This is a genomic window from Marinobacter sp., from assembly GCF_046484525.1.
Classification (GTDB): domain Bacteria; phylum Pseudomonadota; class Gammaproteobacteria; order Pseudomonadales; family Oleiphilaceae; genus Marinobacter.
The window spans coordinates 1-22,154 of sequence record NZ_JAWOIS010000070.1 but is presented as its reverse complement, the minus strand read 5'-3'; the positions used below and the strand labels follow the sequence as shown (position 1 = coordinate 22,154).

Genomic DNA, 22,154 nt, shown 5'->3' with positions numbered 1-22,154 from the left:
GTTCGCAGCTTTGTCTTCGAATGGCAGGGCAGCAAGCTGCATACCACCGTCAGCGGCGGTCTGCTGGTAATCGAGAACGAATTTCCGAACGATCCGGAAAAACTGCTGACCCAGGCCGCCGACCTGTGTCATACCGCCAAGACCTCCGGCCGCAACCGGATCCACACGGCTCGGGCTATCGCCTCCAGCATGGACGAAGACCTGATTGCCAAACGGCTCGACCAGATCCGGGAGGCCTTGGACAACGACCGGCTGCTGCTCGAATACCAGGCGCTGAAGCCCGTCGCCAGCGCCACCTGGGGTGACCATATCGAGATATTGTGCCGCATCCCTGCGCTTCGGGACGGCCAGATCCAACTTCAACCGGACCAGTTCCTGCCGGTCACCGAACGCTTTGATCTGGCCAAACGCCTGGACCGTCAGGTGATCCGGCAGACCCTCGACTGGCTGTCGCAACACAAGCTGCTGGAGCCGCGCATCAAGTATTGCGGCTTCAACCTGTCCATCACCAGCGTGCTCGATGACACCTTCCCCGACTTTCTGGAAGCCGAACTGGCCAACTCGCCGTTCTCGCCGGAATACTTTTGCCTGGAAATCCGCGAGGAACATGCCACCCAATATCCGGACGACGTCGCCATCCTGTGCGACGCCCTGCACAAGATTGGCTGCCGGGTGGCGCTGGAAGGGGCGGGGGCCTCGGTGGAAAGTTACAGCCTGGCGGCAAAATTGCCCGTGGACATCATCAAGCTGGACCGCAGGATGATGGAAAAGCTGGAGGAGGACCCGGTGCAACAGGTGATGGTGGAAGCCTTGCACCGGATCGCCGAGGCGGCTGGGAAAACCACGGTCGCTACCCATATCGAAAGCGACCACACCTTGCGGAGAGTACGGACCCTCGGGATCCATTTCGGCCAGGGCTCCCATCTGGAAGATCCCCGGCCACTGGAGGACCTGACGCCGGCTGTGGCGGGCCTCTCATCCGGCCACCCGGGCGGCTGACCCGGGAGCCGGAAATCCCGCTCAACCCATCAGTTTTCGGGCCCGGGCAACTGCCGCCCGCACCTGCTCCGGCGCCGTACCACCCAGGTGGTTGCGGGCCTGGACGGAGCCTTCGAGGGTGAGCACATCAAACACATCCTCACCGATCATATCCGAAAACTGCCGCAACTCCTCCAGGGTCATGTCGGACAGGTCCCTCCCTTCAGCCACACCAAAGGCCACTGACTTGCCAACGATCTCGTGGGCATCCCGGAAAGGCACGCCTTTCTTGACCAGGTAGTCCGCCAGGTCGGTGGCGGTGGAGAAACCACGCTTGGCCGCCACTCGCATATTGTCCACCTTGGAACGGATCGCCGGAATCATGTCCGCGTAGGCCTTCAGACAGCCCTTGACCGTGTCAACGGTATCGAACAGCGGCTCCTTGTCTTCCTGGTTGTCCTTGTTGTACGCCAGCGGCTGGCTCTTCATCAGAGTCAGCAGGCTGACCAGGTGACCATTGACCCGACCGGTCTTGCCACGCACCAGCTCCGGCACATCCGGATTCTTTTTCTGGGGCATGATGGATGAACCGGTGCAGAAGCGGTCCGGCAGGTCGATAAAATCGAACTGGGCCGAGGTCCACAGCACCAGTTCCTCACTGAACCGGGACAGGTGGCTCATCAGCAGCGCCGCGAAACTGCAGAACTCGATGGCAAAATCCCGGTCACTGACCGAATCCAGAGAGTTCTCGGTGGGCCGATCGAAGCCCAGCAACCGGGCGGTCATGTCCCGGTCGATGGGATAGGTGGTACCCGCCAGGGCAGCGGCACCCAAGGGCATCACGTTGACCCGCTTGCGGCAGTCCTGCAGGCGCTCACCATCGCGGACCAGCATTTCGTACCAGGCCAGCAGATGGTGGCCAAAGGTGACCGGCTGGGCAGTCTGCAGGTGGGTGAAGCCGGGCATAATGGTGTCGGCCTCACGCTCGGCCAGATCCAGCAGGCCGGTCTGCAGGCGCTTCAGTTCCTCGGCGATGACGTCGATCTCGTCGCGCAGATAAAGGCGGATATCGGTGGCCACCTGGTCATTCCGGCTTCGGCCGGTATGCAGCTTCTTTCCGGTGATGCCGATACGGTCGGTCAGCCGTGCCTCGACATTCATGTGCACATCTTCCAGGCTCACGGACCACTCGAACTTGCCGGCCTCGATATCGGCCTTCACACCCTTCAGCCCCTCGATGATCTGGTCCCGCTCCTCAATGGTGAGCACGCCCACTTCCGCCAGCATGGTGGCATGAGCGATGGAACCGGTGATGTCGTGGTGATACAGGCGCTGGTCAAAACCCACGGACGCGGTGAACCGCTCGACAAAGGCATCGGTGGGCTCGCTGAAGCGCCCGCCCCAGGGTTTTTCGGAGGATGTGGTCTGGTCAGACTTTTTCTGATCCGTCATGGTCTATCTTTCCTGCTGACGGCCCGGCATCATCTGCGGGCAACGGGTACATTTGATGTGGCGGGATTATAGCATTCTGACCGGTGCAAAGGAGACACCCCTGAACGGCGACAAAAGTGTGAGCAGTCATGATTTCTTCGTCCCGGATCTGTGCCGGGTCCGGGCCGTATTCCTGCTTCTGGTCACCAGCGAACTGTTCGTGCTGGTGCTGTCGATCGTGCAGACCGAGACCGGCTGGATCGACTGGAGCTACTTCGGCCTGCTGTCCCTGTTCGTACAGTGGACCACCCTCACCAGCACCGCCCTGATCTGCCTGCTTCGCAGCCGCCTGGCGCGGATGACGGTCACCCGTTCGACCCTGCTCATCGTTGCCATTGTGCTCGCCGACGTCCTGGCCTTCAGCCTGTTTGCCGACCGGGTCCTGCATCCCGAGCCCGGTGTCACCAAGTGGCAGGGCATCGCCAAGAAGCTGCTGGTGGCGTTGCTGATCGTACTCATGGTGCTGCGCTACTTCTACCTCCAGCACCAGTGGCAGGCCCAGCGGGAAGCCGAGATGGGGGCCCGGTTGGCGGCGCTGCAGGCCCGGATCCAGCCACATTTTCTGTTCAACAGCATGAACACCATCGCCAGTCTGATTGCCACCCGCCCCGAACAGGCCGAGGAAGCCGTGCTGGATCTCTCCGAACTGTTCCGGGCCAGCTTGCGCACCTCCGACCAACTGATTCCTCTGGCCCGGGAACTGGAACTGTGCCAGCGTTATCTCGCCATCGAGAGTCTGCGCCTGGGTGATCGCCTGCAGGTGGTCTGGGCCGTCAGCCCGGGACTGGAACATCAGGCCATTCCACCGTTGACCCTGCAGCCGCTGATCGAGAACGCCATCTACCATGGTATCCAGCCACGGCCGGAAGGGGGCGCCGTCCGGATCGAGATTTCGGCCCGGGGTGAGTTTGTCTACCTGATGGTGCAGAATCCGAAACCGGAACAGGACCAGCGACGTCACCGGGGCAACCGTATCGCGCTGGCGAACATCCAGTCACGGCTGCAGGCACTGTTCGGCGAACCGGCCGTGCTCAAGCACAGCCATCAGCACGAGACCTACACCGTGACCCTGCGCCTGCCCCGGCGGAAGGCAAGCCAAAAGTAATTGATGGAAACCAATGAGCAGATCAGACGCCATGACCGCAAACGGTAACCACAATCTGGACATCCTGATTGCCGATGATGAACCCCTGGCCAGGGAGCGTCTTCGGCGACTGGTTGACGCCCTGCCCGGTTACCGCATCTGCGGGGAAGCCGCCGACGGCGACACCACGTTGCAGAAAGTCGCCGAACTGGAGCCCGACATCCTGTTGCTGGATATCCGCATGCCAGGCATGGACGGCATCGAGGCGGCGGCTCGCCTGAGCCAGCTGGAGCATCCACCGGCCCTGGTTTTCTGTACCGCCTACGACCATTACGCCATCCAGGCATTCGACGTCCAGGCCACCGCTTATCTGCTAAAACCGGTGCGCAAGGAAGCCCTGGCCGAGGCCCTGGAGCGGGTCGGCCGGGTCAACCGGGTCCAGCGCCAGCAGCTGGCCGGCAGCACCCAACAGAGGAACGACCAGCTGGCGGTCCGGACCCACCGGGGCACGGAGCTGATCGACCTGACGGACATTCTCTACTGCGAGGCGGACCAGAAGTACGTCACCATCCATCACCTGGGCGGCGAGACGGTGTCCGACTACACCCTCAAGGAGCTGGAAGCCAGTTACCCAGACCAGTTCCTGAGGATTCATCGCAACACCCTGGTCCGGGTCCGGTTCATCAAGGCACTGGAGCGCACGACCGAAGGTCAGAACCGGATCATCCTGCGGGACAGGCCCGAGCGCCTCGCGGTGAGTCGACGCCATGCCGCCGACGTTCGCCAGTGGTTGCAGGAACACCAGCCCGGCTGACTGCGGTTTTCACCACGGGACATTTCCGCCGTCACGCGTTAACCTTGGCGGACATTTTCCCAACCGACAGTGAGTGCCATGTCCAAACGTACCCTTCGCATCGCAACCCGCAGCAGCGCCCTTGCGCTCTGGCAGGCGGAACACATCAAGGCCGAACTGGAGCGCCTGCACGACAACGTCAGTGTTGAGCTCGTCAAGATCAAGACCCAGGGCGACAAGATCCTGGACGTGCCGCTGGCGAAAATCGGTGGCAAGGGACTGTTCGTGAAGGAACTTGAGGAGGCCATGCTCGACGGCCGTGCCGACCTGGCCGTGCACTCCATGAAAGATGTGCCCATGGAGTTCCCGGAAGGTCTGGGACTGGTGGCTATCTGCGAGCGTGAGGATCCGACCGACGCCTTCGTCAGCAACAAGTGCGAGACCGTGGATGCCCTCCCCGACGGAGCCGTGGTCGGTACCGCCAGCTTGCGCCGGGAAGCCCAGCTGCGCGCCTACCGCCCCGACCTGCAGATCAAGGTCCTGCGCGGGAATGTGAATACCCGGCTGGCGAAGCTGGATGCCGAGGAATACGACGCCATCGTGCTGGCGAGCTCCGGCCTCAAGCGCCTGGGTTTTCACAACCGTATCCGTTACTGCCTGCCGGACACCGTTTCCCTGCCGGCAGTCGGCCAGGGTGCCCTCGGCATCGAATGCCGGGTGGACGACACCGAACTGCTGGAACTGATCGCACCCCTGAACCACACCGACACGTGGGACCGGGTCAGGGCCGAGCGGGCACTGAACCGTCGCCTCGAAGGCGGCTGCCAGGTACCCATCGCCGCCTACGCCCTGCTGGAAGACGAAGACACCCTCTGGCTGCGCGGACTGGTGGGCGCGGTCAACGGAGAGCAGATATTCCGGGTGGAAGGCAGAGCACCCCGGGGCGAGGGCGAACGCCTGGGCCGGGAACTCGCCGAAGACCTGCTGGCCATGGGGGCAGACAAGGTACTGGCGGAAATCTATGGTCATACCCCACGCTGATCAGCCTTGCCTGTCCGGCCGGCGGGTCCTGATCTGCCGGCCGGAACCGGAAGCCGGCCGCCTTGCGCGAGCCTTCGAATCCGCCGGAGCCGAAACCGGGATCCTGCCGCTGATCGACCGGGAGCCGCTGCCGGAAACCCCGGAAAACCGCACCACGATCCTGAACCTGGACCAGTTCACCCACGTCATTGCCGTCAGCCCCTACGCCGCCCGCCGGCTGCTGGAGGAAATCGACACCTGGTGGCCCCAGATTCCCATGGGGATCCGCTGGTATGCGGTCGGAGCAGGAACCGCCGCGGTCCTCGCCGGTCACGGCCTGTCGGTTCGCCGGCCAGCGAGCGGCTGGACCAGCGAAGCCCTGCTGGAACTCCCTTCCCTGGCCCGGCCGGAGGGAGAACGGGTATTGATTGCCCGGGGCGAGGACGGCCGTGAACTGATCCGCCAGACCCTGGAATCGAGAGGCGCAAGGGTCACCATCCTGCCCCTGTATCGCCGGTTCTGCCCGGACCATTCCCCGGAGCAAGTGAACCTTGCCCTCAGCCAATTCGCGCCGGAGGTTATCGTGGCACTGTCCGGGGAAACCTTGAACAATCTCATCGCACTATGTGCGAAGAGCGGCCATAATCTATACGATAGGTTACTGATCGTTCCCGCCGAACGTGTGGCCCAGACGGCCCGGGAGGCGGGATTTGAAAAACCGTGTGTACCAGGAAGTCTTGCCGATAATGACATCGTGGCCACTGTTGCAGCACAGCTTTATGGCAGAAACGGTGGCGCCGCAAATAAAACGTAAGGACGCCCGTGACTGAAACAACCGATCAACTGCCCGCTCCCATTCCTCGGGAACAACCCAGCCGCCAGAAGCTCTGGCCCTTGTGGTTACTCGCGATTGTTGCACTGGTCGCCGCCATTGCCCTGGCCCTGTGGAGCTGGCAGCAATGGCAGGCGCACCAGGCGACGTTACAGACTATCGAGAGCCTGCAACAGGACACCCGCCAGTTGGAAGATCTGTATGGCGACCGGGGCAGCCAACAGGCCCAAAGACTCCAGTCCCTGGAGGAAAAGCTGGCCGCCCAGCGCGAACTGATTGCCACCCAGCAACGCCAGATTGACCACAATGCCCGGGAGTTGCTCGAAGCCGGTAACCGGACTCGTACCGACTGGCTGCTGGCGGAGGCGGAATACCTGCTCCGGATCGCCAACCAGCGCCTGCAGATCGAAAAGGACATTGGCGGCGCCATCTCCGCCTTGCAGGCCGCCGACGAGGTCCTCAAAGAATCCGATGACATCGGTGTCTACCCGGTGCGCCAGCAGCTGGCCCGGGAACTGCTTGCCCTCAAAGGCATTGAAAACGTCGACCGCACCGGCCTTTATCTCACGCTGGAAGCCGGTATCGACAGCGTCAACCAGCTCACGGATCAAGCCCTGATCCACCAGTCGGCCCCCGGATTCGTGGGCGGAGACAGCAAAGCCACATTGGGCGCCACCGAAGGCGGCCCGGGCCTGCTCGCCCAGGCCTGGAGCCAGTTCACCGACACCCTCGGCCGGGTTGTGGTGGTACGTCGGATGGATGAACCGGTCAAACCATTGCTGTCACCGGACCAGAGCGCTTACGCCCGGCTCAACCTCCAGCTGATGCTGGAAGAAGCCGAAATGGCCGTCTTGCGCGGCAATCAAGCCCTGTATGAACGCGCCCTCGCCAAGGCCCGGGCGGCGATCAGTGACTGGTACAATCCGGAAAATCTCCGGGTGAAAGCGCTGTCGGATACCCTCGCGGAGCTGGCCAACCGTGACGTCGATCCGGAACTGCCGGACATCAGCAAATCCCTCGACCTTCTCAAGCAGCGCCTGGCCGGCCGGCTCGATGGCAATGGCGGCGACGGCGAGGAGACCAGTGCCGACGCCGGAGGCTCGGAATCATGATCCGCCTCCTGCTGATTATCCTGATTGCACTGCTGATCGGCACCGGCCTGGCGCTGGGCCTGCAATATGATCTGGGCTATATCCGGGTCAGCCTGGGCCACTACCTGGTGGAAACCAATTTCTGGGTGGGGCTGGCGCTGTTTGTCGCGCTGGTGGTACTGACAGTGGTGGCCATCAACCTGATTCGCCGTTTCCGCCAGGGCACCGGCAGGGTCGCTGGCTGGATCGCGCGTGGCAATGAGCGTCGAGCTCGACGTCGCACCACCCAGGGACTCCTGGCACTGGCGGAAGGCAACTGGCCCAGGGCCCGGAAGCTGCTGACCTCCGCCGCCGACAAGGCGGACACGCCGCTGATCAACTACCTGGCGGCGGCCCAGGCAGCTTTTGAATCCGGCGACCATGAGGCGGTGGATGACCTGCTGCGCCGGGCCTTCGAGAGCACGCCGGGCTCTGACCTTGCCGTGGGTATCACCCAGGCCCAGCTGCAACTGGCGGGCAACCGACTGGAACAGGCACTTGCCACCCTGATACGGCTGCGCAAGCAGTCACCGCATCATCCTTTTGTACTGAAGCTGCTGAAGAATACCTACCTGAGACTCGAGGACTGGCGCGAACTGTCCAGGCTGCTGCCAGAACTGCGCAAGCGGGATGTTCTGCCGGAAGAGGAGTTCCACGAGCTGGAGCGGGAAGTCTGGCACAACCTGCTGGAGCGGGCGGCCGAGGACTGTGAACGGGCCCGTAAGGAAGACCCGAAAGCGTCTCTGGAACCCCTGACCCGACTCTGGGACGAGCTGCCCGGATTCCTGCGCCGGGATGAATACACCATCCGGGATTACGCTCGCCTGCTGGCCAGACTGGGCGATGAAGCCCAGGCTGAAACCCTGCTGCGCAAGGTACTACGAAACCACTGGAGTGATGAGCTGATCAACCTTTACGGGCGGATTGAGGGGCAGAAAACGGATGAGCAGCTGCTGATCGCCGAGCAGTGGCTCAAGGACCGTCCCAACAACCCCGAACTCCTGCTGGCCCTGGGTCGACTGAGCCTGCGCAACGAGCTGTGGGGCAAGGCCAGGGAGTATTTCGAAACCAGCCTGCGTCTGCGCCGCGGCCGCGAGGCCCTGGCAGAACTGAGCCGACTGAATGCCCACATGGGCGAGGAAGAGCTGAGTATCAAACTCATGATGCAGGGTTTGGCCCAGGATAACGGGCTACCGGAGCTGCCGATGCCGAAGGCCTGAGCTTGAGGGCATACCCAAGAAGGGGTCAGATGAAAGCGTTCATCTGACCCCAAATTCATGCCCGGCCGCTGATTCGGAGATAACGCCAAGACGGGGTCAGATGAAGGCTTTCATCTGACCCCATTTTCATGCCCGGCCGCGAACTCGGAGATATCGCCAAGCCGGGGTCAGAAGAACGCTTTCTTCTGACCCCATTTTCACCTGGGTGCATACTCCAATACGTCCGAGAAAAACGCCTCCTGCGGCAACCCCGCCTCAATCAGCGCGTCCATCAGCGTATACACCATGGTAGGCGAACCACTGGCGTGCACGTCCACATTCTTCCAGTCCATGCCGGAAGCCAGCACCGCCCGCACCAGCTGATCATGGTGGCCACCCCAGTCATTATCCTCATCATCACCCACCACCGGCAGGAAGGTGAACGGCGGCCAGTCCCGCTCCCACTGCTGGGCCAGGGTGCGCAGGTACATGTCTTCATGCTTGCGGACGCCCCAGTAAAGTTTGATGGAATGGTTGAAGTTCGTCTCGCGCAGGTAATCCACCAGGCTCTTAATCTGGGCAAAGCCGGTTCCGGCGGCCACCAGCAACACCGGCTTTTCCGGGGCTGACGCCAGGCAGGCCTTGCCATGGGGCAGTTCCAGGGTCACATCCTGACCGGAAGTCAGGGCGTCGATCACCTTTTGCGCCGACAGCCAGTCCGGAGAGGCCTGAATGTGCAGTTCGATATTCTGCTCGAAGGGGCTGCTGGCAATGGAAAAATAACAGGGGTCCGTATCCGCCAGATTCACCGACAGGTACTGCCCGGCATGGAAAGACAGCTCCCGACGGCGCGGAATTTCCAGTTCCACCCGGTAAACGTCGTGGCTGATGGACCGGACATCCACCACCTTTGCCTGCACCTTGCGGGGCTGATTGTTTCCTGCTGCCATAACGGCGGTTATCTCCAGTTCCAGATCAGCGAGCGCGTGAGTTCGACACATCACGAGGCGTTCGCCAATCGAAATTTCACGTTGATTGCGGGCATTCAGGGCGGCTCCGGACCGCAATCGCGCCTCACAAATCTCACAGACCCCGTTTCGACAGGCGGCCGGTACGGCAACACCTGCCTGCGCCGCGGCACTGAGCAGATCAGTGCCGGGATCCACCGAATAACGCAATCCTGAAGGCCACAGCACTACCCGATGCAAATGACTGTCCTTCTCACTCAGGGCTGGAGCCGGGAATTTCAATGCCCAGGCTCTCCCAGATGTCATCCACCCGTCGCTTGACCTCATCGGTCATGACAATGGGCTCGCCCCACTCCCGATCGGTTTCACCGGGCCACTTGTTGGTGGCATCCATCCCCATCTTTGAGCCAAGACCCGACACCGGCGAGGCAAAATCGAGATAGTCGATCGGCGTATTCTCAACCATTGTGGTATCCCGGACCGGGTCCATCCGGGTAGTCATCGCCCAGATCACATCTTCCCAGTTACGGGCATTCACGTCGTCATCGGTGACGATAACGAACTTGGTATACATGAACTGCCGTAAAAACGACCATACGCCCATCATGACCCGTTTGGCATGGCCGGGATACTGCTTCTTCATGGTTACTATGGCAAGCCGATAGGAACAGCCTTCCGGCGGCAGGTAGAAATCCACGATCTCCGGGAACTGCTTCTGCAGAATCGGAATAAACACCTCATTCAGCGCCACACCGAGAATCGCTGGCTCATCAGGCGGCCGACCGGTGTAAGTACTGTGATAGATCGGATCCCGGCGGTGAGTGATCCTCTCCACGGTAAACACCGGGAACTGATCCACCTCGTTGTAATAACCGGTGTGGTCACCAAACGGACCCTCCGGCGCCATATCGTCCGGATAGATAAACCCCTCCAGCACGATCTCGGCACTAGCCGGCACCTGCAAGTCACTCAACGCGGCCTTCACAAGTTCCGTCCGGGAGCCCCTGAGCAGGCCGGCAAAGGCATACTCCGACAGGGTATCCGGCACCGGCGTCACCGCTCCGAGAATCGTGGCCGGGTCCGCCCCGAGCGCCACCGCCACCGGGTAAGGCTTACCCGGATTGGCCTTCTGAAACTCCCGGAAATCCAGCGCACCGCCCCGATGGCTGAGCCAGCGCATGATCAACCGATTACGGCCGATCACCTGCTGCCGATAAATCCCCAGATTCTGCCGCTCCTTGTGCGGTCCCCGGGTAATCACCAACGGCCAGGTCACCAGCGGACCAGCATCGCCAGGCCAACAGTGTTGAACCGGAATCTGGTACAGATCCACCTGTTCCTTCCCGATCACCACCTCCTGGCAGGGCGCCGAACGCAGCACCTTCGGACTCATCCGCATCACCTGCTTGAAGATCGGCAGTTTCTCGATGGCGTCCTTGAAACCCTTGGGAGGGTCCGGCTCCTTCAGGAATGCCAGCAACTTGCCGATCTCCCGCAACGCCGTGACATTGTCCTGCCCCATACCCAGCGCCACCCGCGTCGGAGTCCCGAACAGGTTGGCCAGCACCGGCATGTCATAACCCTTGGGATTCTCGAACAACAACGCCGGTCCGCCTGCCCGCAACGTGCGGTCACAGATCTCGGTCATCTCCAGATGGGGGTCGACTTCCACGCTGATCCGTTTCAGCTCACCCAGCTTCTCCAGCTGGTGGATGAAGTCACGCAGGTCGTTGTATTTCATCGTGTGCTCCGTTCGAGGTTGGCCTTTTGGTACGGAGTTTGCCGCCCTTTGGACCTTCTCGAAAGCCCGGGAACAGGCGCGCGCAGGAAATCAGAACGGTGTTGTCGGGGGCTTCCTCCGGAGACTGTGTCTTGCCAGGGATGGCAAGACCAAGCCCCCAGGGATGGGTTCACGGCGTGTCTCCGGAGGAAGCCCCCGACGACACCCGCCCCCTAAATCAGAAGCGCTTGAGGCCGGCGATCACCGGCGCTTCATGGACTGGAAGAACTCTTCGTTGGTCTTCGTATCCTTGAGCTTGTCCAGCAGGAACTCGATGGCCGCCGTATCGTCGTCCATGGAGTGCAACAGCTTGCGCAGGATCCAGATACGCTGGATATCCGCCTCGGACATCAGCAGATCCTCGCGGCGGGTGCCGGAGCTGCGGATATTGATGGCCGGATAGACCCGCTTCTCGGCGATCTTACGGTCCATGTGCACCTCCATGTTACCGGTACCCTTGAACTCCTCGTAGATCACCTCGTCCATCTTGGAACCGGTGTTCACCAGCGCCGTTGCCAGGATGGTCAGACTACCGCCCTCTTCCACATTCCGGGCAGCACCGAAGAACCGCTTCGGCTTCTCCAGGGCGTGGGCATCCACACCACCGGTCAGCACCTTGCCGGAGGACGGAATCACCGTGTTGTAGGCCCGGGCCAGACGGGTAATGGAATCCAGCAGGATCACTACATCCTTCTTGTGTTCGACCAGACGCTTGGCTTTCTCGATCACCATCTCGGCCACCTGCACGTGACGGGCAGGTGGCTCATCGAAGGTCGACGCCACCACTTCACCACGGACGGTGCGCTGCATTTCCGTCACTTCCTCCGGACGCTCATCAATGAGCAGCACCATCAGGTGACACTCCGGATTGTTTCGGGTGATCGACTGGGCAATGCCCTGCATCAACAGCGTCTTACCGGCCTTGGGCGGAGACACAATCAGGCCACGCTGGCCCTTGCCGATCGGAGCCACCAGGTCCAGAACCCGGGAAGACAGATCCTCGGTACTGCCATTCCCGGCTTCCAGGACCAGACGCTCCTGGGGAAACAGCGGTGTGAGGTTCTCGAACAGAATCTTGTTACGTGCGTTGTCCGGCTTGTCAAAGTTGATCTCATTGACTTTGAGCAGGGCAAAGTAACGCTCGCCGTCTTTCGGCGGGCGGATCTTGCCAGCAATGGTGTCTCCGGTACGCAGGTTGAATCGACGGATCTGACTGGGGGAGACATAGATGTCATCCGGCCCTGCCAGATAGGAAGCATCGGCGGAACGGAGGAAGCCGAAACCGTCCTGCAGAATCTCCAGTACACCGTCACCGTAGATGTCTTCGCCACTCTTGGCATGTTTTTTCAGGATGGTGAAGATCACATCCTGTTTGCGCGAACGAGCCAGGTTATCGAGGCCCATTTCTTGCGCAATTTCGAGCAATTCGGGCACGGATTTCTGCTTGAGTTCAGTAAGATTCATAGTTTGTTGGATTTTCAGGAATGGAAATAAACGAGTGTTGGAATGACAGGGGTGCCCCTGAACGTATTGAACAAATAAAAGCTGAAACAGGTGCTGGCCAGATGGAGCAAGCCGGTGTTGTGGATTCCGGAATAGTTTGCTGAAGCCAGTAGAGTGGGAACAACCGTTCGCCGGGCAAGAAGGATCATCGGCCACCTTGGCTCCGAATGTCAAGTGCACTGACCAAAATTAGAGCAAATTACCATGAAACGGGGGTAAGACTGGCCTGATACCTCCCCCTCTGGGGTTACTCCCCTTCCATTATCCTTCGCCAATACGGATACTGAAGAAAATTCCATCACCTCCAGTTTTCGGAATGCGGAGCCCAGCCATGAGCAGCGAAAGTACCAACGAGTTCAAACCCCTGAACATAGCCATCCTCACCGTCTCCGACACCCGCGGACCGGAACAGGACACCTCGGGCCAGTTCCTGGAAGACAGCGCGGCTGAAGCAGGCCACAAGCCGGTTGCCCGCCGCATTCTGCCGGACGACGTCTACCTGATCAGGTCCATGATGTCCAACTGGATCGCCGACCCAGACATCCACGTGGTCATTATTACCGGCGGCACCGGCTTCCATGAACGTGATAGTACTCCGGAAGCCATTGGCCCGCTATTTGACAAGGCCATCGAGGGTTTCGGCGAAGAGTTCCGCCGCCTGTCTGCCGAGGAGATCGGCTCGTCGACCATCCAGTCCAGGGCCTTTGGGGGCCTGGCCAACCACACAGTGATCTGCTGCCTGCCCGGCTCCACAAGCGCCTGTCGCACCGGCTGGGAGGGCATCCTGAAGAGCCAGCTGGACAGCCGACACCAGCCCTGCAACTTTACCGCCCTGGTCCTGCGCAAACCGGCGAACGATGCTTTCCCCCGCTTGCAGCAGGTCATCGGCAACCGGGCAACCAAATAACAGGAGCGGACCCATGGCAGGCCAAAACCTGACTTCCGTCGACGATGCCATCGCCCACATCCTGGACCGGGCACCGGAGATTTCCTGGGTGGAAACCGTACCGCTCAGCGAGAGCCTGGGGCGTGTGCTGGCCGAAAACCTGCACGTGCCGGCCGATGTTCCGCCGGCTGATAACAGCGCGGTGGATGGCTACGCCATCCGCAAGGCCGACCTGAAGTCCGGTCAGCCAATCCCGGTTTCTGGCCGGATTGCCGCCGGCGAGGCCCCAAGCCCCTTGGCCGAAGGCACCGCCGCCAGAATTTTCACTGGCTCGGAGATCCCCGAGGGGGCTGATGCCGTGGTGATGCAGGAACGGGTGGAGGTGACCGACGACGGCATCCTCGTTCAGGCCGAGGTTGCCAGGAACCAGAACATCCGCAGTCGCGGTCAGGACCTGAAACAGGGCGATACGGCCCTGGTCAGAGGCACCCCGATTCGCCCGCAGGAAATGGGGCTGATTGCTTCCATGGGCTTTGCCGAGGTGTCGGTCCTCGCCCGCATGAAAGTGGCAGTGCTGACCACTGGCGACGAACTGGTGGACCCGGGCCAGCCGATCGCCGGCGGCCAGATCTATAACTCCAACCGCTTCACCCTGCTCGGCCTGCTTGCCCAGGCAGGCTGCGAGGTCACCATCTGCGAAACCTTGAAAGACAACCGGGAAACGACGCGGGAGACCCTCAAGCGAGCCGCGTCCGAGGCGGACCTGGTGATTACCAGTGGCGGCGTATCGGTGGGCGAGGAAGACCATGTTCGGGCGGTGCTGGAGGAACAGGGCCAGCTTTCGCTCTGGCGGCTGGCCATCAAGCCCGGCAAGCCTCTGGCGTTCGGCGCCATTGACGGCACCCCCATCCTTGGCCTACCGGGAAATCCCGCAACCGTGCTGGTAACTTTCCTGATAGTCGGCATGCCTTATATCCGGAAATGCCAGGGACGCCACAGGACCTGGCCCCTTGGTGAACAGTTGCCGGCCGGCTTTGATGTGGAATCCCCCTCCAGTCGTCGGGAATTCGTGCGTGCCAGGAAGGAGGTATCGGATGACGAGGTCCAAGTTATTTCGTATCCGAACCAGAGCTCCGGCGTCCTGAGTTCCGCCTGCTGGGCGGATGGTCTTGCTGTGGTTCCGGAAAACACCAGAGTCAAAGCCGGCGACCTGCTGACCTATTACTCGTTTGCGGAGCTGATGAGCTGACTATGACAGATGAAATTCTGACTGTGCGTTTTTTTGCGCGCCTGCGGGAAGAGCTGGGCACCGAAAGCCTGGAACTGCCGGCATTACCGGACCTGACCGCTGGTGACATTCTCGCGCAGCTGGCCGCCAGGGGCGGCCCCTGGACCCAGCTGCAGGGCGATCAGCCGGTCATGATCGCGGTGAACCAGGCGATGGCCAAACCGTCCACCCCGGTAAAGGCCGGAGACGAAGTGGCATTTTTCCCGCCAGTTACGGGAGGTTGAGATGATTTCGGTCCAGACTGACGATTTTGATCCGGCAGCGGAATTCCATGTGTTGCGGGACAGTGGTGCAGGAACCGGAGCTATTGCCACATTCATCGGGCTGGTGCGGGACAGCGGCGACCTCCAGGGGGTGACCGGGCTGTACCTGGAGCATTATCCGGGGATGACCGAGCAGGTGATCCAGGGGCTGATTGATCAGGCTTCCCGGCGCTGGGATGTGCGCAAGGCGCGGGTGATTCACCGGGTCGGGCGGCTCGATCTGTGTGACCAGATTGTCTTTGTAGGGGTTTGCAGCGCCCACAGGGGCGATGCCTTCGCCGCCTGTGAATTCATCATGGACGCACTGAAGACCTCGGCACCATTCTGGAAAAAGGAGATTACCGGGGACAGCGAGCATTGGGTGGAGCAGAAGGCTTCTGACCGGGACCGGTCCGAGGCCTGGGATTGATTCCCCGAGGGCGTAAATTACTCAAGTCAATAAAAAACCGCCCGTGAACCGTGTTCAGGGGCGGTTTTCCGACAGCAACGGTATCAGAGGTTGCTGTCGAGGAAGGCGGCCAGCTGGGATTTGGACAGGGCGCCAACCTTGGTTGCATCAACGTTGCCGTTCTTGAACAGCATCAGGGTCGGGATGCCGCGAATGTTGAACTTGGGCGGGGTCTGTTCGTTCTCGTCGATGTTCAGTTTGCAGACCTTCAGTTTGCCTTCGTACTCGTCGGCAATCTCTTCCAGAACCGGCGCAATCATCTTGCAGGGGCCACACCACTCGGCCCAGTAATCCACCAGTACGGGAACGTCGGACTTCAGTACATCCTGCTCGAAAGAAGCGTCGGTGACATTTACGATATTTCCGCTCATTACCTTTTCCTGATTCAGGCACCACCAGGGACTGTACCGCGCAGTTGCGCGAGCCAGCAGGGGTGCTGTTGACTGTAGTCTGAATGCTGCTAATAGAACAGCCATTCAACCTGCTTAAGTTACGCAATACTTTACGCGATTGATCAGCCCGATGTGAAGCAGTAGATCCCACACTATTCATTGCCAGGATGCTGACAGCGGCCAATTGCCGGGGGCGTTCTGTTACTGACAGGCCGGAGAAAGATAGCTTATAGTACCCCGCAAGTTCACCGCACAAGGATTTCTGACGACGTGAGGGCCGAAGACAACGCCGAAAACGCTGCACAAAGCCCGGAGATGCTGGCAGCCATTGATATGGGCTCCAACAGTTTCCACATGGTCGTGGCCCGGCTGGTACATGGGGAAATCCGTACCCTGGAAAAAATGGGCGAGAAGGTGCAACTGGGCGCGGGCCTGGACCAGTATAACCGCCTGACGGAGGACGCCCAGGAACGCGCACTGGAATGCCTGAGCCGGTTCGCCCAGCGGCTGCGGGGAATGCCCCCGGAGGTAGTCCAGGTGGTGGGTACCAACGCCCTTCGGATGGCCCGCAACGCCCACCAGTTCATGAACCGTGCCGAGGAGGTCCTGGGCTATCCGGTTGAAATCATCGCCGGCCGGGAGGAGGCCCGCCTGATCTATCTGGGCGTTTCCCATACCCTGTCCGACGACATCGGCCGGCGCCTGGTGATCGATATTGGCGGCGGCAGCACCGAGTTCATCATCGGCCAGCGATTCGAGCCGCAGGAGCTGGAAAGCCTGCACATGGGCTGCGTCTCTTTCCGCAACCGCTACTTCCCCGACGGCAAGATCACCCGGCGCCAGATGGACCGGGCGGTGACCCACGCCGAGCAGGAATTACTGAATATCCGTCAGCATTACCGGAACGTGGGCTGGCAGAGCGCGGTCGGCTCCTCGGGCACCATCAAGGCCATTGCCAGCGTCCTGACGACCCTGAAGATCACCGATGGCACCATCACCCGTGCCGGCATGCAGGAGTTGCGCAAGCGCCTGGTGGACATGGGCAAGACCGACAAACTTGGCGACCTGGGGGTCCGCTCGGATAGACAGAGCATCTTCCCCGGCGGTTTTGCCATTCTGATGGGGGCCTTCCAGTCCCTGGGCATCGAGGAAATGACCTTTGCCGATGGCGCCCTGAGAGAAGGCCTGCTCTATGACATTGTCGGACGGATCCAGCACGAGGACGTGCGCGAACGCACCATTTCCGCGCTTCAGGAACGCTATCACGTGGACCAGGCTCACGGTGCCGCTGTGGAAGCAACCGCCGTGGCGGCCTGGGAGCAGGTTGCCGATCACTGGGGCCTGCGCACCGCCACGGACGAGGAAGTACTGCGGTGGGCCTGCCGGCTGCATGAGATCGGCCTGACCATTTCCCACAGCCAGTACCACAAGCACGGGGCCTACCTGCTCCGTTACTCCGATCTTCCGGGCTTCAGCCAGCAGTTCCAGCGGGATCTGGCGACACTGGTCCGGGGCCATCGGCGCAAGTTTGCACCGGCCATTTTCGAAGGGCTCGATCCGGAGGATACGTCGCGACTGCACCGCCTGTGCATCCTGGTTCGGCTGGCCGTGCTGCTGCAGCATCCCCGGAACATGGAGCCTCCGCCAGAGTTCCGACTGGAACCAGGCAATGACAAGTTAACGATCACTTTCCCCGACGGCTGGCTCGATGACCGACCATTGACCCTGGCCGACCTCGGGAACGAACGGGACTACCTGGCCCGACAGGACTTCACCCTGAAGATCAATCCGGACTAACCAGGAAAATCTATTCGGACTAACCGGCCAGCTCCTCTTCCAGCGTCTCCACGGTTTCGCTGATGTCCAGCCACTGCGCCTCGACCTCTTCCAGGCGTCGGCTGGCGTCGGCCTGGCCGGCGAGCAATTCATTCAACCTGGCCTTTCCCGCTTCCTCGTAGAGGCCTGGATCCGACAGATCTTGCTCCAGCTGCGCCAGCGTCTGTTGCAGCTGCTCCATCTCTTTTTCAAGACTCGCCTGCTGTTTCCGGTAGGGGCTGAGCTTCTTGCGAATCTCCGCTTCCATGCGCTTGCGCGCCTTACGGTCGTCGGCGCTCTCGCCCACGCCATTGGAAGCACGGGCCGTGGTTGCCTCGGCTGTCTCCCGCCGGGGGGCCTCGCCCTCATCCCGATCCTTGCGACGGTCAGCCAGCCAGCGTTCGTAATCCTCCAGATCGCCATCGTACTCGGAGACCCGGCCGTCATTAACCAGCCAGAAATTGTCGACGGTATTGCGCAGCAGGTGCCGGTCGTGGGAAACCACCACAATGGCACCCTCGAAATTCTGCAGGGCCATGGTCAGCGACTGCCGCATTTCCAGGTCAAGGTGGTTGGTGGGCTCATCGAGCAGCAACAGATTGGGTCTCTGCCAGGCGATCACGGCCAGAGCCACCCGGGCCTTTTCACCTCCGGAGAATGAGCGGATCGGGCTCAGCGCCTCGTCGCCATGGAAATCAAAGCCGCCCAGGAAATTGCGGATGCTCTGCTCCGAGGCCTTCGGCGCCAGGCGCTGAAGATGCAGAAACGGGCTGGCATCCAGATCCAGGGACTCGAGCTGGTGCTGGGCGAAGTAGCCGATCGCCAGGTGCTCGCCACAGGTTCGCTCACCGGCCAGCATTGTGCGCTCGCCCCGGAGGGTATCCATCAGGGTGGACTTGCCGGCACCGTTGGGGCCCAGCAGACCGATGCGGCTGCCCGGCAGCAGGGTCAGGTTGATATTGTCCAGGATTACGCTTTCATCATAGCCTGCCTGCCCGTTGCGAATGGACAGCAAAGGGTTGGAGACCTTGTCTGCCACCGGGAATTCGAAACTGAACGGAGAGTCGATGTGGGCCGGTGCGATGCGTTCCATCCGCTCCAGGGCCTTGACCCGACTCTGGGCTTGCCGGGCCTTGGTGGCCTTGGCCTTGAACCGGTCGATAAAGCGCTGGATCTCGGCAACCCGAGCCTGTTGGCGCTCATAATTGGCCTGCTGCTGGGACAGACGCTCGCCACGCTGGCGCTCGAAGGCCGAGTAGTTGCCGGTGTATAGCTCCAGTTTACGCTGATCAAAGTGCACCACGTGGGAGGCAACCCGATCCATGAAGTCCCGGTCATGGGAAATAAACAGCAGGGTCCCGGGATATCGCCGGAGCCAGTTCTCCAGCCACAGACAGGCATCCAGATCCAGGTGGTTGGTGGGCTCGTCCAGCAACAACAGTTCCGAGGGCCGCATCAGCGCCTGGGCAAGGTTCAGCCGAATCCGCCAGCCACCGGAGAAGGCCGAAACCGCTCGCTCGGCGTCCCCGTCGGCAAATCCCAAGCCGCGGAGCAGTGACTCGGCCCGGCGCGGCGCCGACCAGGCCTCATGCACATCCAGCTCGCCATGGATCCTGGCCACGGCGTGATCGTCGCCGGCCGCTTCCGCCCTCGCCAGCTCGGTCTCCATCCGCCTCAGGTCCAGGTCGCCATCGAGCACAAAATCCCGCGCGCTGCGTTCTGACGCTGCCATTTCCTGGGCCATGTGGGCGATACGGCAGCCCCCAGGCAAGGAAACACTGCCCTGCTCCGGCGTCAACTGGCCCAGCAAGAGCTGGAAAAGGCTGGATTTACCGGCACCATTGGCACCGACAATGGCCACTCTCTGGCCTGGCTGAACCGTGAGACTCACGGATTCTAGCAACCAGACACCACCCCGTTGTAAACTGAGATCAGTAATCGTTAACATAAATCCATTTTATCAGCGTAAGATGGTCAGGGCAGGTTCGGCGTGGAATTACCGGAGAAACTGGAACCGGATAACCCGATTTGGCGTTTTGCCTTGGCATTCTGGCGAATGCCCGGTGCCCAGCGAACCTGTCTTGCGCTCCAGGATCAGGACTGGAGCGTTACACGGATTTTATGCGCTGGTTGGCTGGCCCTTGAAGGCAGGCCCTACAGCGGCACGGAGCACGCTACGGTAACAGAGTGGCGCCAGCATGTAACCGGTGCTTTGCGGGCAGTGCGCAAATATCTCCCCAAAGGCCACGAATCCAGTCAGGACCTTCGCGAAGGTGTCGCCGGCCTTGAATTGCAGGCTGAGCAGCTGGAGCTGGCCCTGGCCTGGCAAAAATTTGCGACTGAGACTCCGGACAAGGCCCACATGACGGGACATGCCCAGCTGATCCGAAACAACCTTGCCGCTGCTGCCTACCGGCCGGAACAGGTCACCGATGCAGCAGCTGAGCTGAATACACTGGCCGACATTCTGGCCTCATTCTCCAATGGAGACTCCCAGCCATGATGATGAGATGGCTCATCCGGCTCTCGTTTCCGGCCCTGGGATTTCTTCTGGTTCTGATGTTCTTCGGAATTGATGATCCCCAGGAGGTATCCCAACCCGTAACAGACAATCAGGAACCCGAGCACGAAATTCCTGCATTTGAAGGCCTGGTACCCTCTCCGGTGCCGACCGATGGCCCGGAGATCATATTCAAATGGCAGGACACCGACGGAAACTGGCACTACGCCGACCAGCCCCCGGCACAGGGCCCCTGGAACACACTGGCCATTGAACGCCCGGACAAGCCCCGCACGGGTTCCCCCGCACAGGATTCTGAAACCGACTGGCAATCCCCCTACAGCGCGCCCTTTTCCCTGGGCCCCACCGCCGGCAGCAACGGCAGCTGACAGAAAGGGTCGGGTTCCTTAACACATGTTCAGTGGCATCTCGCGCCGGAACCCGTTACCTTCTGTGTTTCAATAATGACAATCCGGGAGTACTGCTCCCGTGTACTTACGTAAAACGTTAAGGACTCAGTAATGAAGAAAACCCTGCTTGCATTGGCCATGGCCGGTGTCGTCACCGGTTGTTCCACGCCACCGGAAACACCCGAAGATCCCAAGCTGGAATCCACCGAACAGAAGGTCAGTTACGGTATGGGTCTGGTGCTCGGTGAGCGGATGAGCAACGACCTGCCGGATCTCCAGATGGACCAGTTCCTTCAAGGCATCCAGCACGGCCATGCCGGTGACGAGGAAACCAAGCGCCTGACCCGCGAGGAAATCCAGCAAGCCCTGATGGCCTACCAGCAAAAACTGCAGGAAGACCAGAAGAAGCAGATGGAAGAGCTGGCCCAGAAGAACAAGGAAGCCGGCGAAGCCTTCCTGGCGGAAAACGCGGAAAAGGACGGCGTTGAGACCACCGAATCCGGCCTGCAATATGAAGTGATCGAAGATGGCGCCGGCGACAAGCCGTCCGCCGAGGATACCGTCAGGGTCCACTACACTGGCGAACTGCTGTCCGGTGAGGTGTTTGACAGCTCCCGCGAGCGCGGCGAACCGGTCACTTTCGCCCTGAACCAGGTTATTCCGGGTTGGACCGAGGGCCTGCAACTGATGAGCGAGGGTGCCCGTTACAAGCTCTACATCCCGGCGGACCTTGCTTATGGCCCGGGCGGTAATCGCAGTATCGGCCCCAACGAAACCCTGGTCTTTGATGTCGAGCTGCTTGACGTCAATCCTCAGGCAGACGCCGGAGAAGACTCAACGTCAGAATAACCGGCAGATACAAAAAAGCCTCAGTGCCGGCTACCTGCCGGGCTGAGGCTTTTTTCATGGTCGATTAGCCTTCCGATCAGGCGGAAGCAACCTTCTCCGCATGGGCATTGTGCAGATGCTCGATCAGGAAATCCTCCATCTCGAACCGGCTCTCCAGAGCCTCCCCCAGCCTTGAGAGCTCATTGAACAGTTCACGAACCTGGGATTCTGAGAGTGACTGGCCGTTCAGACGATCATTGAAGTTGAGCGCAATTTCCGTCGTCTGCTCGATCCTTGGATACACCTTGGCCGCGAGCTCCAGGCCGCCATCGTTGAACTCTCGGGCTTCCTGTATCAACTGCTCGTAGTACTTTTATATTATCAGACATCTTCTATTTAATTAATAATGATTGACAATTAATTGATTTTTAAAAAAGAAAATAATACATTTTCGGAAATAGAAAAAACGATTCCAAATAATGTAATTTTTAATTAATTGTTTATACAATATTTCTGTTTTTTTTGTAATACTCTTTTCGGATGCTA

The 22,154-nt window shown here is 60.6% G+C and carries 21 protein-coding genes and 1 pseudogene; 15 read left to right on the top strand and 7 right to left on the bottom strand.

Translation table 11 applies throughout. From position 1 onward, the window contains the following. On the top strand, positions 1 to 999 hold a 999-nt coding region (locus tag R6W86_RS14985), incomplete at its 5' end, for an EAL domain-containing protein (RefSeq protein WP_410330165.1). A gap of 21 nt (positions 1,000 to 1,020) precedes the next feature. Here the strand turns inward: R6W86_RS14985 and argH are convergent. After that, positions 1,021 to 2,430: an argininosuccinate lyase gene (argH, locus tag R6W86_RS14980; RefSeq protein WP_410330164.1), complete on the bottom strand. Its 1,410-nt coding sequence runs from the start codon at positions 2,428 to 2,430 to the stop codon at positions 1,021 to 1,023. A gap of 55 nt (positions 2,431 to 2,485) precedes the next feature. On the opposite strand from argH, the gene R6W86_RS14975 reads away from it, so the two are divergent. The 6 genes from R6W86_RS14975 to R6W86_RS14950 all read left to right on the top strand — a co-directional run bounded on the left by R6W86_RS14975 (position 2,486) and on the right by R6W86_RS14950 (position 8,548). Further along, positions 2,486 to 3,574, top strand: coding sequence for a sensor histidine kinase (locus R6W86_RS14975; RefSeq protein ID WP_410330163.1), 1,089 nt, complete (start codon positions 2,486 to 2,488; stop codon positions 3,572 to 3,574). Positions 3,575 to 3,587: 13 nt separating this feature from the next. Continuing rightward, positions 3,588 to 4,367 carry a LytR/AlgR family response regulator transcription factor gene (locus tag R6W86_RS14970; RefSeq protein ID WP_410330162.1) on the top strand — a complete coding sequence of 260 codons (780 nt, stop codon included), beginning with the start codon at positions 3,588 to 3,590 and terminating at the stop codon, positions 4,365 to 4,367. Between the two features lie 78 nt (positions 4,368 to 4,445). Continuing rightward, the gene (gene hemC / locus R6W86_RS14965; RefSeq protein WP_410330161.1) at positions 4,446 to 5,387 is read left to right on the top strand and encodes a hydroxymethylbilane synthase; all 942 of its coding nucleotides are present in this window, start codon (positions 4,446 to 4,448) and stop codon (positions 5,385 to 5,387) included. After that, positions 5,368 to 6,180 (top strand): uroporphyrinogen-III synthase, encoded by an 813-nt coding sequence (locus R6W86_RS14960; protein ID WP_410330159.1) that lies wholly within the window; start codon positions 5,368 to 5,370, stop codon positions 6,178 to 6,180. The genes hemC and R6W86_RS14960 overlap by 20 nt, the downstream gene beginning before the upstream one ends. A gap of 8 nt (positions 6,181 to 6,188) precedes the next feature. Then, the gene (locus R6W86_RS14955) at positions 6,189 to 7,310 is read left to right on the top strand and encodes a uroporphyrinogen-III C-methyltransferase (protein WP_410330158.1); all 1,122 of its coding nucleotides are present in this window, start codon (positions 6,189 to 6,191) and stop codon (positions 7,308 to 7,310) included. Next, a complete protein-coding gene (locus R6W86_RS14950; protein ID WP_410330157.1) occupies positions 7,307 to 8,548 on the top strand; it encodes a heme biosynthesis HemY N-terminal domain-containing protein in 1,242 nt (413 codons plus the stop codon). Before R6W86_RS14955 ends, R6W86_RS14950 begins: the two co-directional genes overlap by 4 nt. 197 nt (positions 8,549 to 8,745) lie before the next feature. Here the strand turns inward: R6W86_RS14950 and R6W86_RS14945 are convergent, their stop codons facing one another. From R6W86_RS14945 to rho, 3 genes are all read right to left on the bottom strand, one after another. Next, complete coding sequence (locus tag R6W86_RS14945) at positions 8,746 to 9,777, bottom strand: 2Fe-2S iron-sulfur cluster-binding protein (protein ID WP_410330156.1); 1,032 nt, start codon at positions 9,775 to 9,777, stop codon at positions 8,746 to 8,748. Further along, on the bottom strand, positions 9,749 to 11,236 hold the full coding sequence (ubiD, locus tag R6W86_RS14940) for a 4-hydroxy-3-polyprenylbenzoate decarboxylase (RefSeq protein WP_410330155.1): 1,488 nt from the start codon (positions 11,234 to 11,236) through the stop codon (positions 9,749 to 9,751). Before ubiD ends, R6W86_RS14945 begins: the two co-directional genes overlap by 29 nt. Before the next feature lie 240 nt (positions 11,237 to 11,476). Next, positions 11,477 to 12,739, bottom strand: a complete 1,263-nt coding sequence (rho, locus tag R6W86_RS14935; RefSeq protein ID WP_410330154.1) for a transcription termination factor Rho — start codon at positions 12,737 to 12,739, stop codon at positions 11,477 to 11,479. 370 nt (positions 12,740 to 13,109) lie between these two features. On the opposite strand from rho, the gene moaB reads away from it, so the two are divergent. From moaB to R6W86_RS14915, 4 genes are read left to right on the top strand one after another with little or no spacing between them, the layout of a single operon-like run. Then, positions 13,110 to 13,685: a molybdenum cofactor biosynthesis protein B gene (gene moaB / locus R6W86_RS14930; RefSeq protein WP_410330153.1), complete on the top strand. Its 576-nt coding sequence runs from the start codon at positions 13,110 to 13,112 to the stop codon at positions 13,683 to 13,685. A gap of 13 nt (positions 13,686 to 13,698) precedes the next feature. After that, positions 13,699 to 14,913, top strand: coding sequence for a gephyrin-like molybdotransferase Glp (glp, locus tag R6W86_RS14925; RefSeq protein ID WP_410330152.1), 1,215 nt, complete (start codon positions 13,699 to 13,701; stop codon positions 14,911 to 14,913). 2 nt (positions 14,914 to 14,915) lie between these two features. Next, entirely contained in the window at positions 14,916 to 15,176 is a 261-nt protein-coding gene (moaD, locus tag R6W86_RS14920) for a molybdopterin converting factor subunit 1 (RefSeq protein WP_410330151.1), read from the top strand. Position 15,177: 1 nt separating this feature from the next. After that, positions 15,178 to 15,624 carry a molybdenum cofactor biosynthesis protein MoaE gene (locus R6W86_RS14915; protein ID WP_410330150.1) on the top strand — a complete coding sequence of 149 codons (447 nt, stop codon included), beginning with the start codon at positions 15,178 to 15,180 and terminating at the stop codon, positions 15,622 to 15,624. A gap of 83 nt (positions 15,625 to 15,707) precedes the next feature. Here the strand turns inward: R6W86_RS14915 and trxA are convergent, their stop codons facing one another. Continuing rightward, complete coding sequence (trxA, locus tag R6W86_RS14910; RefSeq protein WP_014420340.1) at positions 15,708 to 16,034, bottom strand: thioredoxin TrxA; 327 nt, start codon at positions 16,032 to 16,034, stop codon at positions 15,708 to 15,710. Between the two features lie 336 nt (positions 16,035 to 16,370). Here trxA and ppx point away from each other — a divergent pair, with 336 nt between their 5' ends. Next, the gene (gene ppx, locus R6W86_RS14905) at positions 16,371 to 17,852 is read left to right on the top strand and encodes an exopolyphosphatase (protein WP_410330166.1); all 1,482 of its coding nucleotides are present in this window, start codon (positions 16,371 to 16,373) and stop codon (positions 17,850 to 17,852) included. Between the two features lie 19 nt (positions 17,853 to 17,871). Here the strand turns inward: ppx and R6W86_RS14900 are convergent, their stop codons facing one another. Next, a complete protein-coding gene (locus R6W86_RS14900; protein ID WP_410330149.1) occupies positions 17,872 to 19,818 on the bottom strand; it encodes an ATP-binding cassette domain-containing protein in 1,947 nt (648 codons plus the stop codon). Positions 19,819 to 19,860: 42 nt separating this feature from the next. On the opposite strand from R6W86_RS14900, the gene R6W86_RS14895 reads away from it, so the two are divergent. From R6W86_RS14895 to R6W86_RS14885, 3 genes are all read left to right on the top strand, one after another. Continuing rightward, the gene (locus tag R6W86_RS14895; protein ID WP_410330148.1) at positions 19,861 to 20,373 is read left to right on the top strand and encodes a TIGR02444 family protein; all 513 of its coding nucleotides are present in this window, start codon (positions 19,861 to 19,863) and stop codon (positions 20,371 to 20,373) included. Next, the gene (locus R6W86_RS14890; RefSeq protein WP_410330147.1) at positions 20,370 to 20,759 is read left to right on the top strand and encodes a DUF4124 domain-containing protein; all 390 of its coding nucleotides are present in this window, start codon (positions 20,370 to 20,372) and stop codon (positions 20,757 to 20,759) included. Before R6W86_RS14895 ends, R6W86_RS14890 begins: the two co-directional genes overlap by 4 nt. 132 nt (positions 20,760 to 20,891) lie before the next feature. After that, on the top strand, positions 20,892 to 21,629 hold the full coding sequence (locus tag R6W86_RS14885; RefSeq protein ID WP_410330146.1) for an FKBP-type peptidyl-prolyl cis-trans isomerase: 738 nt from the start codon (positions 20,892 to 20,894) through the stop codon (positions 21,627 to 21,629). A gap of 76 nt (positions 21,630 to 21,705) precedes the next feature. Here the strand turns inward: R6W86_RS14885 and R6W86_RS14880 are convergent. Then, positions 21,706 to 21,975 (bottom strand): annotated as a pseudogene (locus R6W86_RS14880) (Rsd/AlgQ family anti-sigma factor); the annotation flags it as partial. Positions 21,976 to 22,154: the final 179 nt, after the last annotated feature.